Annotated in this window: 18 protein-coding genes; 13 read left to right on the top strand and 5 right to left on the bottom strand. The window is 67.8% G+C overall.

Annotated features, from left to right (window positions below):
• Nucleotides 1-25: 25 nt before the first annotated feature.
• Nucleotides 26-841, top strand: a complete 816-nt coding sequence (locus tag G3I17_RS07690) for a hydrolase (protein WP_164595236.1) — start codon at nucleotides 26-28, stop codon at nucleotides 839-841.
• Here the strand turns inward: G3I17_RS07690 and G3I17_RS07685 are convergent.
• Together G3I17_RS07685 and G3I17_RS07680 are read right to left on the bottom strand one after the other, a co-directional pair.
• Complete coding sequence (locus G3I17_RS07685) at nucleotides 838-1,941, bottom strand: glycosyltransferase (protein WP_164595235.1); 1,104 nt, start codon at nucleotides 1,939-1,941, stop codon at nucleotides 838-840. The genes G3I17_RS07690 and G3I17_RS07685 overlap by 4 nt on opposite strands.
• On the bottom strand, nucleotides 1,938-3,083 hold the full coding sequence (locus G3I17_RS07680; protein WP_343238234.1) for a glycosyltransferase family 1 protein: 1,146 nt from the start codon (nucleotides 3,081-3,083) through the stop codon (nucleotides 1,938-1,940). The genes G3I17_RS07685 and G3I17_RS07680 overlap by 4 nt, the downstream gene beginning before the upstream one ends.
• 193 nt (nucleotides 3,084-3,276) lie before the next feature.
• Between G3I17_RS07680 and G3I17_RS07675 the strand changes: the two genes are divergently transcribed.
• Both G3I17_RS07675 and G3I17_RS07670 read left to right on the top strand, forming a co-directional pair.
• A complete protein-coding gene (locus G3I17_RS07675) occupies nucleotides 3,277-3,570 on the top strand; it encodes a toxin-antitoxin system HicB family antitoxin (RefSeq protein ID WP_164595234.1) in 294 nt (97 codons plus the stop codon).
• Nucleotides 3,571-4,005, top strand: a complete 435-nt coding sequence (locus G3I17_RS07670; protein WP_164595233.1) for a type II toxin-antitoxin system VapC family toxin — start codon at nucleotides 3,571-3,573, stop codon at nucleotides 4,003-4,005.
• A gap of 31 nt (nucleotides 4,006-4,036) precedes the next feature.
• Here G3I17_RS07670 and G3I17_RS07665 read toward each other — a convergent pair whose 3' ends face one another.
• Nucleotides 4,037-4,267 carry an AbrB/MazE/SpoVT family DNA-binding domain-containing protein gene (locus G3I17_RS07665; RefSeq protein WP_164595232.1) on the bottom strand — a complete coding sequence of 77 codons (231 nt, stop codon included), beginning with the start codon at nucleotides 4,265-4,267 and terminating at the stop codon, nucleotides 4,037-4,039.
• Nucleotides 4,268-4,392: 125 nt separating this feature from the next.
• On the opposite strand from G3I17_RS07665, the gene G3I17_RS07660 reads away from it, so the two are divergent.
• From G3I17_RS07660 to G3I17_RS07650, 3 genes are all read left to right on the top strand, one after another.
• Nucleotides 4,393-5,973 (top strand): methylmalonyl-CoA mutase family protein, encoded by a 1,581-nt coding sequence (locus G3I17_RS07660; protein ID WP_164595231.1) that lies wholly within the window; start codon nucleotides 4,393-4,395, stop codon nucleotides 5,971-5,973.
• Nucleotides 5,974-6,034: 61 nt separating this feature from the next.
• Nucleotides 6,035-6,667: a hypothetical protein gene (locus G3I17_RS07655; RefSeq protein ID WP_164595230.1), complete on the top strand. Its 633-nt coding sequence runs from the start codon at nucleotides 6,035-6,037 to the stop codon at nucleotides 6,665-6,667.
• Nucleotides 6,668-6,746: 79 nt separating this feature from the next.
• Nucleotides 6,747-7,766: a hypothetical protein gene (locus tag G3I17_RS07650; protein WP_164595229.1), complete on the top strand. Its 1,020-nt coding sequence runs from the start codon at nucleotides 6,747-6,749 to the stop codon at nucleotides 7,764-7,766.
• Between the two features lie 81 nt (nucleotides 7,767-7,847).
• Here G3I17_RS07650 and G3I17_RS07645 read toward each other — a convergent pair whose 3' ends face one another.
• Together G3I17_RS07645 and G3I17_RS07640 are read right to left on the bottom strand one after the other, a co-directional pair.
• Complete coding sequence (locus G3I17_RS07645) at nucleotides 7,848-9,035, bottom strand: amidohydrolase (protein WP_164595228.1); 1,188 nt, start codon at nucleotides 9,033-9,035, stop codon at nucleotides 7,848-7,850.
• A gap of 41 nt (nucleotides 9,036-9,076) precedes the next feature.
• Nucleotides 9,077-9,742 carry a ThuA domain-containing protein gene (locus tag G3I17_RS07640; RefSeq protein WP_164595227.1) on the bottom strand — a complete coding sequence of 222 codons (666 nt, stop codon included), beginning with the start codon at nucleotides 9,740-9,742 and terminating at the stop codon, nucleotides 9,077-9,079.
• Between the two features lie 248 nt (nucleotides 9,743-9,990).
• Here G3I17_RS07640 and G3I17_RS07635 point away from each other — a divergent pair, with 248 nt between their 5' ends.
• The 7 genes from G3I17_RS07635 to G3I17_RS07605 all read left to right on the top strand — a co-directional run bounded on the left by G3I17_RS07635 (nucleotide 9,991) and on the right by G3I17_RS07605 (nucleotide 17,327).
• Complete coding sequence (locus G3I17_RS07635) at nucleotides 9,991-11,049, top strand: BMP family ABC transporter substrate-binding protein (protein ID WP_164595226.1); 1,059 nt, start codon at nucleotides 9,991-9,993, stop codon at nucleotides 11,047-11,049.
• 92 nt (nucleotides 11,050-11,141) lie between these two features.
• Nucleotides 11,142-12,677, top strand: coding sequence for an ABC transporter ATP-binding protein (locus tag G3I17_RS07630; protein ID WP_164595596.1), 1,536 nt, complete (start codon nucleotides 11,142-11,144; stop codon nucleotides 12,675-12,677).
• Nucleotides 12,677-13,789, top strand: coding sequence for an ABC transporter permease (locus G3I17_RS07625; RefSeq protein WP_164595225.1), 1,113 nt, complete (start codon nucleotides 12,677-12,679; stop codon nucleotides 13,787-13,789). Before G3I17_RS07630 ends, G3I17_RS07625 begins: the two co-directional genes overlap by 1 nt.
• A complete protein-coding gene (locus tag G3I17_RS07620) occupies nucleotides 13,786-15,048 on the top strand; it encodes an ABC transporter permease (RefSeq protein WP_164595224.1) in 1,263 nt (420 codons plus the stop codon). The genes G3I17_RS07625 and G3I17_RS07620 overlap by 4 nt, the downstream gene beginning before the upstream one ends.
• 5 nt (nucleotides 15,049-15,053) lie before the next feature.
• Complete coding sequence (locus tag G3I17_RS07615; RefSeq protein ID WP_164595223.1) at nucleotides 15,054-15,464, top strand: cytidine deaminase; 411 nt, start codon at nucleotides 15,054-15,056, stop codon at nucleotides 15,462-15,464.
• Nucleotides 15,461-16,747: a thymidine phosphorylase gene (locus tag G3I17_RS07610; protein WP_164595222.1), complete on the top strand. Its 1,287-nt coding sequence runs from the start codon at nucleotides 15,461-15,463 to the stop codon at nucleotides 16,745-16,747. Before G3I17_RS07615 ends, G3I17_RS07610 begins: the two co-directional genes overlap by 4 nt.
• A gap of 91 nt (nucleotides 16,748-16,838) precedes the next feature.
• A complete protein-coding gene (locus tag G3I17_RS07605; protein ID WP_164595221.1) occupies nucleotides 16,839-17,327 on the top strand; it encodes a hypothetical protein in 489 nt (162 codons plus the stop codon).
• The last annotated feature ends 51 nt before the right edge of the window (nucleotides 17,328-17,378 follow it).

Below are 17,378 nucleotides of genomic sequence, written 5' to 3'. Positions count from 1 at the left end.
GTAGCCGGAGGGAGAGGGGACGACAGTGAGTTTCTGGATCTGTGAGACCTGCGCGGTCGAGCATTCCGAGCAGGTCGAGGTGTGCGCGATCTGCGCCGACGATCGGCAGTGGGTGCCCGCCGACGGGCAGCACTGGACCACGCTCGAGCAGTTGGCCGGCGCGGGTTACAAGGTGGACGTCAAGGAGGTCGAGCCCGGCCTGTACGGCGTCACCTCGACGCCGAGTGCGGGGATCGGGCAGCAGTCGATGGTCGTCCAGACCGCCGCGGGCAACCTGCTCTGGGACCCGATCGGTTACCTGGACGACGAGGCCGTCGAGCAGGTGCGCGCACTGGGCGACGTGGCCGCGATCATCGCGAGTCACCCGCACATGTACGGCGTACAGGTCGAGTGGAGCAGGCGGCTCGGCGGCGTACCGGTGTTCGTGTCGGAGGCCGACAAACAGTGGGTGGCGCGGGACGACGAGGCGATCAAGCTCTGGTCCGGGACGCTCGACCTGCTGCCCGGCGTCACGCTGATCCAGCCTGGCGGGCACTTCCCGGGCAGCGCGGTCGTGCACTGGGCGGAAGGCGCCGAGGGCAAGGGAGTGATCCTGGCCGGCGACACCCTCTTCGCCAACCCGGACCGGACGTCGGTGAGCTTCATGCGCAGCTACCCGAACCGCATCCCGTTGTCGGGCGCGGTGGTCGACCGGGTCGCCAAGGCGCTCGACGTGTTCGAGTACGACCGCCTCTACGGCAACTTCGGCGGAGCCATCCCGGTCGACGCCCGCGCGGTCGTCCGCTTCTCGGCCGACCGGCACGCAGCGTGGGCCCGCGGCGACTACGACCACCTGACCTAGGCGGCCAGCCTCTTCAATGCCAATCTGGTGTGCAAGTTGAGCATGTGCTGGATGCAGGAGTCCCAGTCGTAGAGCTCGGCCCGTTGACGGGCCGCGGCTCTGCGACCGGGCTGCTTCATCAGGTCCAGTACTGCGTCCGCGAGCGCCGCGGGGGTCGGGCGTCCCCAGCGGCCACAGGTCTCGTCGACTAGCTCCCGTGCTCCACCGGTGTCGGCGGTGACCACCGGCGTACCGGCTGCTAATGCTTCCAGTACTGCGAGGCCGAACGTCTCGCCCGGGCAGACCGAGAGGGCGATGTCGGCCTCGGCGAGGTGGCGGGCCAGCTTGACCCGGCCGTCGACGTACCCGTGGAAGACGATCGGCGCGCTGGCCGCGATCGCGATCAGCTCGTCGAGGTGCGGGCCCGAACCGTAAACGTCCATTCGCAGGTTGACGCCTCGCTTGTGCAGCTCGACAGCGGTGGCGACGGCTAGGTGTGGGCTCTTCTCGCGGGACAAGCGACCGGCGTGGACGAGCTTGAGCACGCCGTCGTCTGCCGGCGTGGCTCTGGATGGGTGGAACGTCTCCAGGTCGACACCCAGGGGGATCCGGACGAGTGGGGTGGTGACCTCGTCGAACTCCGCGGCGGCATATCTCGAGGTCACCACGACAGCGTCGTACGTGCGGCTGAGCAGCCGGTAGAGCGCGCCGACGCCTGCGGCGACACCCAGTTGGCGACCGGTGCGCAAGGACAGCATCGCGTCGAGGCGCTCGTGGCTGAACAGCACCGAGCCGATCTCGTTCCTGCGCGCCCACCTTGCCACCGGCAACAAAGTGGACTTGTCGGAGATCTCGACGGTGGTCGGGCGGAAGCGTTCCAGGGTCTCGATCACCCGCCAGGGGTCGGTGATCAGGCGGTAGCCGCCGCCGACCTTGGGCGCCTTCATCCGGACGATCGTGCCGACCTCGGTCTCGGTCACGCTGTCGCGCTCGCCGGGGGTGATGAGGATCCGCTCGGCGCCGGCCTCGCAGTACCCCTGACCGAGGTGCTCGATCGCGGTCCGCATGCCGCCGGACGTCGGGCCTACGAAGTTGGCCAGCTGGGCGATCCGCAGGCTCATGCGACGCGCCGCGGGAACGTCGTACGAGCGGGAACCTGCCGGGCTTCTTGCAGTACTTCGGCGTAGTGCCTGTTGACCAGGTCGTCTACCACTGCCGGCCACGTCCTTGTCTGCACCCTTTGTTGTCCTTTGGCTGCCATTGCTTGGCGTTGTACCGGGTCGTCCAGGAGTTGGGCGACCGCTTGGCGGAGTGAACCAGGTTGGCCGGGCTCGAAGAGCAGCCCGTTCTCGCCCGGGTGGATCAGGTCGAGCGGCCCGCCCGCTGCCGGGCCGACCGTGACGACTCCGGATGCTTGCGCCTCCTGGATGGTCTGGCAGAAGGTCTCGTGTTCACCGGTGTGCACGAAGACGTCCAGCCCGGCGAAGATCGAGGCCAGGTCGGTCCCGCGGCGCATCCCGAGGAAGGTTGCGCTGGGCAACGTGTGTTCCAGGGTGGCGCGATCCGGTCCGTCACCGACGACGACCAGGTGGCAGTCGAGATCGGCCAGCTCGGCCAGCCGTTTGACCTTCTTCTCCGCGGCCAGCCGGCCGACGTACCCGACGATCGGTTTGCCGTCCGGCGAGATCTCCCGGCGCCACTGCTCGTCGCGGTTGGCCGGGTCGAACAGGTCGAGGTTCACGCCCCGGCCCCAGGTGTGCACGCGGGGGACACCCGCCTGGACGAGCTGGGCGACCGAGGCCGACGACGGGGCGAGGGTGCGGTCCGCGCGGGAGTGCACCCGCCGGATCCACGCCTGGATGCCCCGGTCCGCCTTCGCGAACAACGGGTACTGGCGGGCGAATGCCGCCAGGTCGGTCTGGAAGATCGCCACCGTCGGCAGCCCGAGCCGGCGCGCGCTGCGCAGGCCGTAGGCGCCGATGATGAAGGGAGACGCCAGGTGAACGAGATCCGGCTTGAAGTCCGCCATCGCCCGTTCGATCGCCGGGTCGGGCAGCCCGACCGGGAACTCCTTGTAGCCGGGGATCCCGAAGCTCCGGGCCCGGATCACCCGGATGCCCTGATAGCTGTCGGGACCGGGCCCGGCGGCGATGATCAGCAGCTGGTGCCCGTGGGCCAGCAGCCGATCGGCGACGTGGCGAGCTGTGTTCGCCACACCATTGATCTGCGGCAGGAAGGACTCGGCGACCATCACTATGCGCACACTGTGAGGTTCCCGACCCCGCATGAACCCTGGGCGACACTCCCGTAACACCGCGTCGATCCCCTGTCGACGCATCCCCGACCAACACATGACCACCAAGCAACCAGCCGGCACCACCCAGCCCCCAAAACACAAACACTGAGATTCTCGACGCGTGATAGCACTGTATGGCGAGAGTTGATATCATTTGTTCATGAGACAGCTGCTGCTCCGTGTCCCCGACGACCTGCATGCCAGGCTGACGGCTCGTGCCCAGGAACAGGGACAGTCGGTCAACGCGCTGGCCACCGAGCTCCTCGACCACGTGATCGAGGAGGACTCTGCGTCGGTACGGCGAAGGCTGCGAGCCCGAGCCCATCAGTTGGGCGTGCTGGCGGAACCACATGCGCCACGCCGGATGCTTTCCCCGGCAGAGCGGCGAGCCGCGCTCGACTCGGCCCGTGGGTTGGGCCGGGTCATCGATGAAATCCTGGAAGACGGTCGCTGAGTGATCATCTACGTCGACTCGTCCGTGTTGGTACGTGCCTACTTGCCGGACGAGCATGGGCACACTGCTGCGAACGACCTGCTGATCGGTGAAGACGCTTTGGTGACCTCCACCTGGACTCTGGTCGAGGTCACCAGCGCTCTGACCCGTGCGGCCCGAGGCGGCCGGGCGAACCTGGACGACCTCCTGGCAGCTTTTGAAGCGGACACCGCCGTCGATGGACCCGTCACTCTGCTTCGTCCGGACGCAGTGGCGATCGAGGCTCGCGCAATCGAGATCGTCCGCGATCACGCGATCAGATCTTTGGACGCCCTGCACCTGGCTGTCGCAGAGCTGGCCGCGTTGCCGCTGTCGTCCCCAGAGGCCTGCGGATTTGCGAGCCGGGACTCGGCTCAGGCGGAAGTGGCCGCCAAGCTTGGCTTCATCGTGCTCTAAGTGACCAGCTCGCCGCAGGAGCGGCCTGAGGTCAGTCCTCGCCGCGAAGCAGGTTCATGATCTCGTCTGTGCTCATCCCGCTCGACCCGCGGCCACGGAGCCGGGCCGCTACCCGGCGTCCGGGCGAGGCGCTGGCCTTCGCCCGGACGATCTGCACGGCGTCGCCTTGGATAACGAACTTGACCTCGTCGCCCTCGTGCAGTCCGAGATGTTCGCGGACCTCGATCGGCACTGTCAGCTGTCCCTTGGATCTGAGCCGCACGGCGCTGCCTCCTGGTAGGAATCCGGCAGTCAGATTGCTACCACGAGACTTTGGTCACCGAGAGTGCTGGATGTCACCAGCCTGGTGCGTACCAGTGGTGGGGTGGTACGGCCTACGGTTGGGGGATGAGTCATCAGACCGAGTCGGGATGGGACTTCGAGCCGGTCTACGGACCTGAGCGGCTCGAAGGGTTCGACGCTGCAACCAAGCTGGGCGCGCCGGGGGAGTACCCGTTCACCCGGGGCGTCTACCCGACGATGTACACGCAACGGCCGTGGACCATGCGTCAGTACGCCGGGTTCGGTACTGCCGCCGAGTCGAACCAGCGGTACCACCAGCTGATCGACGCCGGCACGATGGGGTTGTCGGTCGCGTTCGACCTGCCGACCCAGATGGGCTACGACTCCGACGCGGAGATCGCGTCCGGCGAGGTCGGCAAGGTGGGCGTGGCGATCGACTCGATCGACGACATGCGGGTGCTGTTCGACCGGATCCCGCTGGACCAGGTCTCCACCTCGATGACGATCAACGCGCCGGGCTCGGTGCTGTTGCTGCTCTACCAGCTCGTCGCGGAGGAGCAGGGCGTGTCCGGTGACAAGCTCACCGGCACGATCCAGAACGACGTCCTGAAGGAGTACATCGCCCGCGGCACCTACATCTACCCGCCGAAGGAGTCGCTGCGGCTGATCAGCGACATCTTCGCGTACTGCCAGACCGAGCTGCCGCGCTGGAACACGATCTCGATCTCCGGCTACCACATGGCCGAGGCCGGCGCGACGCCCGCGCAGGAGATCGCCTTCACCCTCGCCGACGGGATCGAGTACGTCCGGACCGCGGTCGCGGCCGGCCTCGACGTCGACACCTTCGCGCCGCGGCTCTCGTTCTTCTTCGTCTCCCGGACCACGCTGCTCGAGGAGGTCGCCAAGTTCCGCGCGGCCCGGCGGATCTGGGCGCAGGTGATGCGCGACGAGTTCGGCGCGAAGAACCCCAAGTCGCTGATGCTGCGCTTCCACACCCAGACGGCCGGCGTCCAGCTGACCGCCCAGCAGCCCGAGGTCAACCTCGTCCGGGTCGCGATCCAGGGGCTCGCCGCCGTGCTCGGCGGAACTCAGTCGCTGCACACCAACTCGTACGACGAAGCGATCGCGCTGCCGACCGAGAAGGCCGCCCGGCTCGCGTTGCGCACCCAGCAGGTGCTCGCCTACGAGACCGACATCACCGCGACCGTGGATCCGTTCGCCGGCTCGTACGTCGTGGAGTCGCTCACCGACGAGGTGGAGGCGGCCGCCCGCGAGCTGATGGATCAGGTGGAGGAGTTCGGCGGCGCCGTCGCGGCGATCGAGAAGGGCTTCCAGAAACAGGAGATCGAGCAGTCGGCGTACCGGATCGCGAAGCAGATCGACTCGGCCGAGCGGGTCGTCGTCGGCCTGAACAAGTACCGGGTCGCCGAGGAAGAGCCCTACGAGCCGCTCCGGGTCAACCCCCTGATCGAGGCCCAGCAGGTCGAACGCCTCGCCAACCTCCGCGCCGAACGCGACCAGGCCGCGGTCGACAAGGCCCTCACCGATCTCCAGAACGCTGCCCGAGGCAACGACAACTGCCTCTACCCAATGAAAGTAGCCCTCAAGGCCCGCGCCACCGTAGGCGAGGTCTCCAACGCCCTCCGCGCGGTCTGGGGCACCTACGTCCCCGCCGACACCTTCTAGACCGCGGCGTGGCCCGAGTCTCTAGGTAGCATCAGGCGACCTCGGCCTGAAAGGTTCGGCGATGAAGAAGCTCGTGGTGACCGGCGTGATGATGGTTGCCCTGGTGGTGCCACTCGGCTGCTCTGGTGGGTCCGATGATGGGGGCCTGCCGACTCTGGGCGGGGATTCGAACAGCACGGAGGCGCCGACGTCGGCGCCCACCGAGGCGCCGACGACGCCTATTACCACCGGCCCGACGTCGCCACCGGCCGGGTTGCCGTCGAAGACGGTTGCCGTTCATCGACGGAAGGTGACGGCGACCACAGCGGAGCAGAAGGCGGCGGCCGACGCCTTCCTGAACTACCTGCTGGTCCGCCTGACGGCTTACAACAAGGCCTCCGTCGATGTGGACGCCCTCGGCCGGGTCGCTTCCGGAAAGGCGCTCACCGAGGTGACTTCCTATGTGACCGAGTTGAAGTCCAGGAAGCATCACGCGATCGGTGAGATCTGGGTGGACATCTCGTCGATCGCGGTGAAGGGCTCGACCGCGACGCTGAAGTCCTGCATGGACAACACGTCACTCGATGCCGACGCGGCGGGCAAACCGGTGGAGGACCTGGTGCCCTACCTGAGCGCGACGGGCACGCTCCAGAAAGCCGGCGGAACCGTTTGGGTGGTCAGCAACATCTCATTCGTGGAGCAACGCTGCAAGTGACGCCTGCTGCGTCATAAAGCGGCTGAACCCCCGTCCCACTACCATTGACCACCTTGACCGCAGTCTGGGGAGCAAACTCATGAAGCGAGCGATCTCGATCACCGCTCTGGCGATGATGGCTGTCGTCGTGGCGGCTCCGTCAGCCGGAGCAGGCGGTATCACCGGCGGCAAGACGGACGACGGCGGCGGATTCAAGGTCGCGGTCAAGGTGGTCGTCACCAGCTCCTCCGGCAAGATCATGACGGGCGGCTCCAGGACGTACTCGGTCCCCGCGAAGTGCTGGTGGAAGCCGGCTTCCTTCACCATCGACGGCACCGACGCGAGCAAGCCCGAGGACTTCGAGAAGTGGATGAACGAGAACCCGCTGCAGGGGCACGCCGGGGCGGGCATGCTGGCCCGGCCGTCGGGAGAGGAGATGGCCCGGGTCGTCGCCGCGAACCAGGCGGGCCAGGCCTACAAGTGGTACACGGTTGACTGTGCCGACGGCTTCAACGCGCTGGACGAGGGCTATACGAGCCTCGGTGGCACCTTCATGGGGACACGGATCGGGATTTCCTACCGCGCCTTCCTCCCCGGTCAAGTTCCCGAGCCACTGGTCGCGGTCGACGATCTCGCCGACGTGCTCTGGGATGAGGCGCAGGCGCAGATCGTGGCTCCCACGCTGGACTACAACCCCAAGGTGACCGACAGGAACGGTGCATCCATCGTCAACCTGCCCACCTGGTTCTGGGTGACGAACCCGGACGGTTCGCTGGCAGACAACGGCACGCTGACGCTGAACGCCTCCGTGCCCAATACCCCGGTCAACATGACCTTGGTGGCGAAGTCGGGCGACGTGGCGATCACCTCGGCGGCCGGATCCAACAGCTGTCCGGTCGACCAGGCGAAGTACGGCTACGGCCAGGGCAAGTCCGAGGCGAACGCCTGCACGGTGATCTTCGACCGGTCGAATGCCGGCTGGCCGGTCACCGCGACGGTCAACTGGGTGGCCAACTGGACCGGCCAGGACGCAGGCGGACCGCAGACCGGTACCGCGACGCTGACCCGCTCGACCACAGTCGTCGTCCCGGTGGCGGAGATCCAGGTTCCGAACCGCTGAGACCCACGTCGTTTTCACGAAACCGCCGGTCGTCCTCCTCGGACGGCCGGCGGTTTCGTTTCAGGGATCAGTTGTAGCCGGCTAGTCCAGCAGGGCGGCGGCGGTTAGTACTCCGGTGCCGAGCGCGATGGCTTCCTCTGAAGGGTTGAAGCCGGGGGTGTGGAGGTCGGGGGCGGTTTCGAGGCCGGCCGGGCGGACGCCGAGGCGGGCCATCGCGCCGGGGACGTGTTCGAGGTACCAGGCGAAGTCCTCGCCGCCCATGCTCTGGTCGGTCTGGGCGATCGCACCCGAGCCCATCGTCTGCTCTACGGCTGACCGGAAGACGTCGATCGCCAGCGCGTCGTTCATGACCGGCGGGACGCCATGCGTGACCTCGGTGTCCACCTCCACGCCGTACGGCGCTACGAGCTGCTCCGCGAGCGTGGGGAGCAGCTCGGCCGCGAGCCGCCAGGCGCTGACGTCGAGGCAACGCAGCGTGCCCTCTGCCTCGCCACGGGCCGGGATCGCGTTGGCGGCCGACCCTGAGGTGATCCGGCCCCACACCAGCGACATGCCCGCTCGCGGGTCGACCCGACGGGACAGAGCGGCTGGGAGTTCGGTGACGAGCGTCGCCAGCGCGTAGACGAGGTCGCCGGTCAGATGCGGCCGGGAGGTGTGTCCGCCCGGGCCAGTCAGCTGGACGAGGATGCGGTCGGCCGCGGCGGTCAGTGCGCCGGTCCGCAGCCCGACCTGCCCGACCTCCAGCCTCGGGTCGCAGTGGAGCCCATAGATCCGGTGTACCCCATCGATCCCGCCAGCCGCGATCACTCCGAGAGCGCCGCCCGGCATGACCTCCTCGGCCGGCTGGAAGATCAACCTGATGCGACGGTCGAGCAGGCCGTCCCTGGCCATGCCCGCCAGCACGAGACCGGCTCCGAGCACAGCAGCGGTGTGTACGTCGTGCCCGCAGGCGTGCGCCTGGCCCTCGATGGTCGAGCGCCAAGGCGCCTCCACCATGTCCGGCACCGGCAGCGCGTCGATGTCGGCCCGCAACGCCACGCAGGTGTCGCCCGACCCGATGTCGCAGATCAGTCCGGTCCCGGTCGGCAGTACGCGGGGGGAGAGCCCGGCCTCGGTGAGTCGCCGCGCGAGCAGCTCCGTCGTACGGACCTCGTGCCAGCCGAGCTCGGGGTGGGTGTGCAGGTCACGGCGTACTGCGACCGCTTCTTTCCGCACCTCGTCGACGCGAGCCTTCACGTCAGCAAGCCGCAGCTCGTGCGAAGTCGTCATTTACCAATCCTTGCATCCCTGATCCAGCAGGCGAACCAGGACTAGCTCCTTGCCGCCTTCAACCACTCGGTACTGCGCCGCAGCAGCTCGACGTGGTCGGACGACTCGTAGGAGCGCGCGTCATGGCCCAAGGCGCTGTAGACGACCCGGCCTCCGCCGTACTCCCGCGCCCACACGAGCGGGTGCGTCACGTCGTCGTGGGTATGGACGTAGACGACCTCGATCGCGCTGCCGTCGGCGAGATCGAGGTCGCTGTAGCGCTCGTCCTCGACCCAGAAGTCGCCCAGGCCGTCGGCGATCGGGTGCTTGACCTCGGTACGCCGTACCAGGGTGCGGTCGAGCGGCGGGTGGAAGGTCTTGCCCTGCTCCCAGATCGCCCCGACCGCCTGGTGCCAGCTCTGCAGGCCGGGGAAGGCGATGGTCGAGCTGTGGATGGCGAGCAGGCCGCCACCGCGGGCCAGGAAGCCCTCGAGCAGCCGGCCGAACTGCTGGTCAGCAGGCGTCGGGCCGGTGCGATTCGCGCTGGCGTTGACGACCAGTACGGCCGCCTGGTCGAGCCTTTTGGCGAGTTCGTCGGGCGTACTGACGGTGTGCACGGGCCCGAGCTCGGCCAGCACCCCCGCCAGCCGCGCGCTCGTCTCCGGCAGGGGGTGCCACGGGTCGGCGTCCGGGCCGACGCCACTGAAGATGACTGATTCGGTCGACATGAAATACTCCAGATAGTAGTCGCCGAAGGCAGACTCCGGTGGCGGCCTGACCCCGGGCACCCGCCGGACGGATCCGGTCGCAGCCGTCTCACCCCGCGCGATCACTCTCTGTCAGAGCGTCACTCCCGGAAACTACGATTGAGTAACGAGCATCCTTCCGGCGCATCGTCGGTGGCTGGGGGGTGAATCGCGGTCTATCGTGTCGCTGCGAACGCCTGCACGGGGCGATCAGAGATCGAGGAGGCATCTTGCGGCACACGACCAAGCTGGCGGCCGTCGCCGTCACGGTGGCACTCATCGTCACGGGCTGCGCGAAGAAGGAAAACACGGGCGCTGCCGCCGGTAGCGACGAGCTGTGCGCCGACAAGACGGGCGCGGGCCCCAAGATCGGCCTGGCCTACGACATCGGCGGTCGCGGTGACCACTCGTTCAACGACCTCGCCGCCGCGGGCGTGAAGAAGTCCCTGGACGACCTGGACGCCACCTGCGAGGAGGCCGAGGCGGCCGACGGCGAGCCCGACTCCGCCAAGGAAGAGCGGCTGCGGACGCTGGCCGACCAGGGCTACAGCCCGATCATCGGTGTCGGCTTCGTCTACACCGAAGAGGTTGTGAAGGTCGCCAAGGAGTACCCGAACGTCAAGTTCGCGGTCGTGGACGGCTTCGGCGAGGCTCCGAACGTCACCAACCTGGTGTTCTCGGCCGAGCAGGGCGCGTTCCTGGTCGGTGTCGCCGCCGCGCTCAAGACCAAGACCAAGAAACTCGGCTTCATCGGCGGCGCGCCGGGTGCGGTCATCGATCCGTTCGCGGCCGGCTACAAGGCCGGAGCCGCCGCGGTCGACCCGACGATCACGGTCGCCATCAAGTGGCTGTCCGACGAGGGCAACGCGAAGGCCTTCGCGAACCCCGCGGGCGCCAAGACCGCGGCCACGGCGCTGTACGACGGCGGCGCGGACATCGTCTTCCACGCCTCCGGCCTGTCCGGTGGCGGTCTGTTCGACACAGTCGCGACGAAGCCCGACGGCATCTGGGCGATCGGCGTCGACGCCGACCAGTACCTGAGCGCGACCCCGGAGCAGCAGAAGCACATCCTGACCTCGTCGCTGAAGCGCGTCGACGTGGCCGTCTTCGACTTCGTGAAGGCGTTCAAGGACGGCACCACCAAGGCCGGCTTCGATGTGTACGACATCAAGCGCGACGGTGTCGGGTACGCCACCAGCGGCGACTTCCTCAAGGACGTCGCCCCGAAGATCGACGAGTACAAGGCCAAGTTGATCTCGGGCGAGCTGAAGGCTCCCTCGAAACTCTGACCACAACAGACCTCGGGCTCGGCCGGTGACGCGGTAGCGTTCTCGCCCGGGCCCGAGGCTCGTTCCGGCCGACAACGGGGTCGCCGGGGGATCTGGGAGCGTGTGACATCAACACCAGGACTCAGACGACGGCAGTCCGGCTCCAGGGAATCGGCAAGAGATTCCCCGGAGTGGTTGCCAACCACGACGTCGACATCGAGGTCCGCAGCGGCACCGTGCACGCGCTGGTGGGGGAGAACGGCGCCGGCAAGTCGACGCTGATGAAGATCCTGTACGGCGTGCAGAAGCCGGACGACGGCACGATCGAGATCAACGGCGAACCGGTCACCCTGCACTCACCGGCCGACGCCATCAAACAGGGCGTCGGGATGGTCTTCCAGCACTTCATGCTGGCCGACAACCTGACCGTGGCGGAGAACGTCGTTCTCGGCGCCGAGAAGCTGCACGGCATCGGCGACCGGGCCCGGGCGAAGATCAAGGAACTGTCGGACACCTACGGTTTCGGGCTGTCCCCCGACGACCTGGTCGAGGACCTCGGCGTCGGGCAGCGGCAGCGGATCGAGATCCTCAAGGTCCTGTACCGCGGCGCGAAGATCATCATCCTGGACGAGCCGACCGCAGTACTGGTCCCGCAGGAGGTCGACGCGCTGTTCGACAACCTGCGCGAGCTCAAGACCCAGGGCTTCACCCTGCTCTTCATCTCGCACAAGCTCGACGAGGTGCTCGCCGTCGCCGACGACATCACCGTGATGCGGCGGGGTACGACCGTCGCGTCCGTCCAGCCCGAGGACGTGACGGCGCGCCAGCTGGCCGAGCTGATGGTCGGATCCGAGCTGCCGTCGCCCAGTACCGAGGAGTCCACCGTGACCGACACGGTGCAGCTGGCGCTCGAGGACGTCACGTTGGCCGGACCGGGCACCCGGGCGCTCCTGGACACGGTCTCGCTACGGATCCACCGCGGCGAGGTGCTCGGCATAGCCGGTGTCGAGGGCAACGGCCAGACCGAGCTGGTCGAGCTGATCATGGGCATGCGGACGGCGACGTCCGGGCACGTTCTGCTCGGCGGCGACGACATCACCGGCTGGACGACCGCGGCCCGGCGGCGGGCCGGGATCGGGTACATCCCCGAGGACCGGCATCGCCATGGGCTCCTGCTGGACTTCCCGCTGTGGGAGAACCGGATCCTCGGTCACCAGGACCGGGCGCCGAGCGTCAGCGGTCCCTGGATCAACAAGGCCGGTGCCCGCAAGGACAGCGAGCGCATCGTCGCGGAGTACGACGTACGCACGCCGTCCATCGACACGACCGCCAGGGCACTGTCCGGCGGTAACCAGCAGAAGTTCATCGTCGGCCGGGAGATGAGCGGCGACCCCGTCCTGCTGATCGCCTCCCACCCGACCCGTGGCGTCGACGTCGGCGCCCAGGCCGCCATCTGGGACCACATCCGGGCCGCGCGGCGGCGGGGCCTGGCCGTTCTGCTGATCTCGGCCGACCTGGACGAGCTGATCGGATTGTCGGACCAGATCCAGGTGATCCTCCGCGGCCGGCTGGTCGGCGAGTTCGACCCTGAGACGGTCACTCCGGAGCAGCTGGGCTCCGCGATGACCGGCGCTGGAAACGAGGAGTGATGGGCACCAGGCTGGACCCCCGCCGGATCGGGCTGGCACTCGCCGCCCCGGTCCTGGCCGTCGTCGTCGCGTTGCTGATCACCTGTGTGATCCTGCTGGCGGCCGGTAGCTCCGTCTCGGGCTTCCTCAGCACGATCTTCACCGCGCCGGCCGAGCGCAACGTGATCAACATCCTGAACAACGCCTCGATCCTGTACCTGTCCGGCCTGGCGGCCGCGATCGGCTTCCGGATGAACCTGTTCAACATCGGCGTCGAGGGGCAGTACCGGGTGGCGGTCTTCACCGCGGCCGTCTTCGCCTCGCAGGGCTGGCTGCCCGGCGCGCTGAACGTCGTGGTCGCGATCATCCTGGCGATGGTGGTGGGCGCGGTCTGGGCCTCGATCGCCGGTCTGCTGAAGGTCACCCGTGGCGTCAGCGAGGTGATCTCGACGATCATGCTCAACGCCATCGCGGTGTCGTTGACGGCGTACCTGCTGCGCAAGCTCGGGGTGACCACCGGCAGCAACCTGGCAACCAAGGAACTCCCGAAGGACAGCTGGGTGCCCGGCATCCCGTTCCTGCCTTCGGCTCCCAACGAGTTGCTCGGCCTGTCGCTGCTGGCCGTCGTCGGTGGTATCGCGTACGGCGTACTGCTGAACCGGTCGAGGTTCGGCTTCGAACTGCGCGCCACCGGCACGTCGGCCAGTGCAGCCGTTGCCAGCGGCATCGACGTACGCCGGATGGTCGTCGTCTCGATGGTGATCTCGGGAGCGGTGGCCGGGCTGATCGGCCTGCCGCTGCTGTTCGGCAGCTCGCACAGCTACGGCACGACGTTCCAGACCGGTATCGGCTTCGCCGGGATCGCGGTCGCGCTGCTCGGCCGCAACAACCCGTTCGGCATCGCCGTCGGCGCGCTGCTGTTCTCCTACCTCACCGAGCAGAGCAACCTGCTCGAGATCAAGGCCCAGGTTTCACCCGACATCGTTTCGATCACCCAGGGCGTGATCGTCCTGACCGTGGTCATCGCCTACGAGGTGGTGCGCAGGTACAGAACGGCGCTTGAGCAACACCGGGTGGCAGCGGTACTCAGCAGCTCGGCTCCGGCCGAGGCGACCTCGGAGGCGACCCGATGACGATGGCTCCCGAAGAGCTCCGGCCGGCCGGAGCGCCGGCGGAGGCGTTGGTACCGCGCAGGCGGATCAGCATCTGGATCTGGGTGCTGGCCGGGTTCGCCCTGCTCTCACTGGTCCGGGTACTGACCGGCGCCCACGAGGTCGACTCCGCCGGAACGATGCGAGAGGCGGTCAACGCCGCCGTCCCGATCGCCTTGGCCGCGCTGGCCGGTCTGTGGTCGGAACGCGCCGGCGTGGTGAACATCGGCCTCGAGGGCATGATGATCCTCGGCACGATCGGGGCCGGCTACTTCGGCTACTGGTACGGACCATGGGCGGGCGTCGTCGGCGCGATGCTCTTCGGGATGATCGGCGCCGCGCTGCACGCGCTGGCGACGGTGACCTTCGGGGTGGATCACATCGTCTCCGGTGTGGCCATCAACATCATCGCGATCGGTGCGGCGGCCTTCCTCGCCGACACCTTCTTCTCCGGCCTGCAAGGTGGTGGCCCGACCCAGTCGCCGCCGCTCGACGAACCGCTGGCGATCACGATCCCCGGTATCTCGGATGCCATGAACACGCTGCAGGACAAGCACTGGTTCGTGGTCTCGGACCTGGCCTCCGTGGTCGCGGCGGTGACCACGTCCCTGTCGACCCTGACGGTGCTGGCGATCGTCCTGATCGTCGGGAGCGCCTTGCTGCTCTGGCGTACCGCCTTCGGTCTGCGGCTGCGGTCCTGCGGTGAGAGCCCGATGGCGGCCGAGACGCTGGGCATCAACGTCTACCGGTACAAGTTCCTTGCCGTCCTGACCTCGGGTGCGATCGCCGGTATCGGTGGCGCGTTCATCGTGCTCGTCTCGTCCGGGATCTACCAGAACGGTCAGACCGGCGGCCGCGGGTACATCGGCCTGGCGGCGATGATCTTCGGCAACTGGCGTCCCGCCGGCCTGGTGATGGGGTCGGTGCTGTTCGGCTATACCGACGCCCTCCAGCTCCGGGCCGGTGGTGAGGCGGTGCACGCGCTGCTGATCATCGTCGCCGTCATCCTGCTGGGCGTCGCCGTCCTGCAGTACCGCCGTGGCATGCGGGCCGCCGCGATCACCTCGCTGGTGATCGGCATCGGCTTCGCGGTCTGGTTCTTCACCACCGACGAGGTACCGGGCGACTTCACCCGGATGACGCCGTACGTGACCACCATCCTGGTGCTCGGGCTGGCGGCCCAGCGGCTCCGGATGCCTGCCGCCGACGGGGTCAGGTATCGACGCGGTCAGGCGGGTTAGCTCCCATGCCGACTGACGCTTCGTCCGTGGACTGGCCGGCTCTCCGGTCGGCCGCGGTCGAGGCGATGGGTCGCGCCTACGCGCCGTACTCCGGCTTCCCGGTCGGGGTGGCGGCGCTGGTGGACGACGGGCGGGTCATCACCGGTTGCAACGTGGAGAACGCGTCGTACGGGTTGAGTCTTTGTGCTGAGTGCGGGCTGGTGTCCGAGCTCCTCAACACCGGTGGTGGCAGGCTGGTGGCCTTCACCTGCGTGAACGGTCACGGTGACCTGCTGACCCCCTGTGGCCGCTGCCGCCAGTTGCTGCAGGAGCATGGTGGTTCCGGGCTCTTGCTCGAGACGACAACTGGGATCAGGCCGCTGAGCGACCTGTTGCCCGACGCCTTCGGGCCCGAGGAGTTGGAGAAGAACAAGTGACCGAGAGCTTCGACGCCGTCGACGTCATCCGTACCAAGCGCGACCGGGGCGAGCTGAGCGACGGTCAGATCGACTGGGTGATCGATGCCTACACGCGTGGCGCGGTCGCCGACGAGCAGATGTCGTCGCTGGCGATGGCGATCCTGCTGAACGGGATGAACCGGCGCGAGATCGCCCGCTGGACCGCCGCGATGATCGCGTCGGGCGAGCGGATGAACTTCGCCAAGCTGTCCCGCCCGACGGCTGACAAGCACTCGACCGGCGGCGTCGGCGACAAGATCACGTTGCCTCTGGCCCCTTTGGTGGCGGCGTGCGGTGTCGCCGTACCGCAACTGTCCGGCCGCGGTCTCGGTCACACCGGCGGCACGCTCGACAAGCTCGAGTCGATCCCGGGCTGGCGGGCGGCGCTCTCGAACGACGAGATGATGCAGCAGCTCGAGGATGTCGGCGCAGTGATCTGCGCCGCGGGTGACGGGCTCGCTCCGGCGGACAAGAAGCTCTACGCGCTGCGCGACGTGACCGGCACGGTCGAGGCGATCCCGCTGATCGCCAGCTCCATCATGAGCAAGAAGATCGCCGAGGGCACCGGTGCGCTGGTACTGGACGTAAAGGTCGGCACCGGCGCCTTCATGAAGGACCTGGCCGACGCCCGCGAACTCGCCTCCACCATGGTTGCCCTGGGCACCGATGCCGGCGTTCGCACGGTCGCCTTGCTGACCGACATGTCGACCCCCCTCGGCCTGACCGCCGGAAACGCCTTGGAGGTCAGAGAATCCGTCGAGGTCCTGGCCGGCGGCGGACCCTCCGACGTCATCGAACTGACTGTCGCTCTGGCGGTAGAGATGCTCGCCGCAGCAGGCGTCACAGACATCGACCCGTCCGAGAAACTCCGCGACGGCTCCGCCATGGACGCCTGGCGCCAAATGATCTCCGCCCAGGGCGGCGACCCCGATGCCCCGCTACCTGTAGCCCCCGAAACCCACGTGGTCACCGCCTCGTTGTCGGGCACCCTCACCAAACTGGACGCGCTCGCCATCGGCGTAGCCGCCTGGCGCCTAGGAGCCGGCCGGGCCCGCAAGGAAGACCCCGTTTCCCCGGTAGCCGGCATAGAACTCCACGCCAAACCAGGCGACACCATCACCGCCGGCCAGCCCCTCCTGACCCTCCACGCCGACGACCCGACGCGCTTCGCCCGCGCCCTGGAAGCCCTGACGGACGCGGTGGAAACCAACGACACCCAGTACGAACCCACGCCCCTCATCATCGACCGCATCACCGCCTGAGGGCATTGCAACTTCCAGCAAATTCGGCCGCGAGGGGTCAGACCTGGGGTAGCTTCACGAGGTCTGTCGTGGAGTTCGACCGGAGGTTGCCGTGCGTTGTTCGCGTCTCGCTGCTGTACTACTGGCAGGCCTGCTGACGGCTGTCCTGGCGGCTTGCGGTGGAAGCGGCGACAATGACGGCGGTCTGCCGACCTTGAGCGACAGCAGCTCGAGCGCCCCGACACAGCCTGCGCGGAGTACGCCATCCACGTCGCATAAGCCGACGGCCGCGCCGACCGTGGCGGTCACCAAGTATCAGGATCTCACGCTCGAGTTGGTACGCCCGGCGAAGCTGGACCGGAAAGCGAGCGTGGCGTTCGAGCGCCTGCAACGGTTTCAGGCCCTGTTCGCGTCGATGATCGCCGGTGCTCCCACCTCGGCCGAGTTCTCGCAACTGGCGAATGCCGTGACCGTCAAGCGGTTCAACGATCTACTGAAGCCGCAGCGGCAGAACCCAACCATGGCCATGCGAGCCGTCCTCTCGAACACCACCGGCCCCTGGCGAGTAGACGAGTACTACCTGGTCAACGGCAAGTGCTGATCCGTTACCGTGACTGACTGCTAGCTGTCACCCGTGCTGAGGAGTTCGACG

Source organism: Streptomyces sp. SID13031, from assembly GCF_010548305.1.
Lineage (GTDB): Bacteria > Actinomycetota > Actinomycetes > Propionibacteriales > Kribbellaceae > Kribbella.
Note: the sequence above shows the minus strand (reverse complement) of the source record. Positions and strands in the feature narration are given on the sequence as shown.

Bases quoted from the DNA above. Each gene is read 5' to 3' on its own strand.
- G3I17_RS07685 (WP_164595235.1), bottom strand. From the start codon at position 1,941: ATGAGCCTGCGGATCGCCCAGCTGGCCAACTTCGTAGGCCCGACGTCC.
- G3I17_RS07675 (WP_164595234.1), top strand. From the start codon at position 3,277: ATGAGACAGCTGCTGCTCCGTGTCCCCGACGACCTGCATGCCAGGCTG.
- G3I17_RS07660 (WP_164595231.1), top strand. From the start codon at position 4,393: ATGAGTCATCAGACCGAGTCGGGATGGGACTTCGAGCCGGTCTACGGA.
- G3I17_RS07655 (WP_164595230.1), top strand. From the start codon at position 6,035: ATGAAGAAGCTCGTGGTGACCGGCGTGATGATGGTTGCCCTGGTGGTG.
- G3I17_RS07650 (WP_164595229.1), top strand. From the start codon at position 6,747: ATGAAGCGAGCGATCTCGATCACCGCTCTGGCGATGATGGCTGTCGTC.
- G3I17_RS07645 (WP_164595228.1), bottom strand. From the start codon at position 9,035: ATGACGACTTCGCACGAGCTGCGGCTTGCTGACGTGAAGGCTCGCGTC.
- G3I17_RS07640 (WP_164595227.1), bottom strand. From the start codon at position 9,742: ATGTCGACCGAATCAGTCATCTTCAGTGGCGTCGGCCCGGACGCCGAC.
- G3I17_RS07625 (WP_164595225.1), top strand. From the start codon at position 12,677: ATGGGCACCAGGCTGGACCCCCGCCGGATCGGGCTGGCACTCGCCGCC.
- G3I17_RS07620 (WP_164595224.1), top strand. From the start codon at position 13,786: ATGACGATGGCTCCCGAAGAGCTCCGGCCGGCCGGAGCGCCGGCGGAG.
- G3I17_RS07615 (WP_164595223.1), top strand. From the start codon at position 15,054: ATGCCGACTGACGCTTCGTCCGTGGACTGGCCGGCTCTCCGGTCGGCC.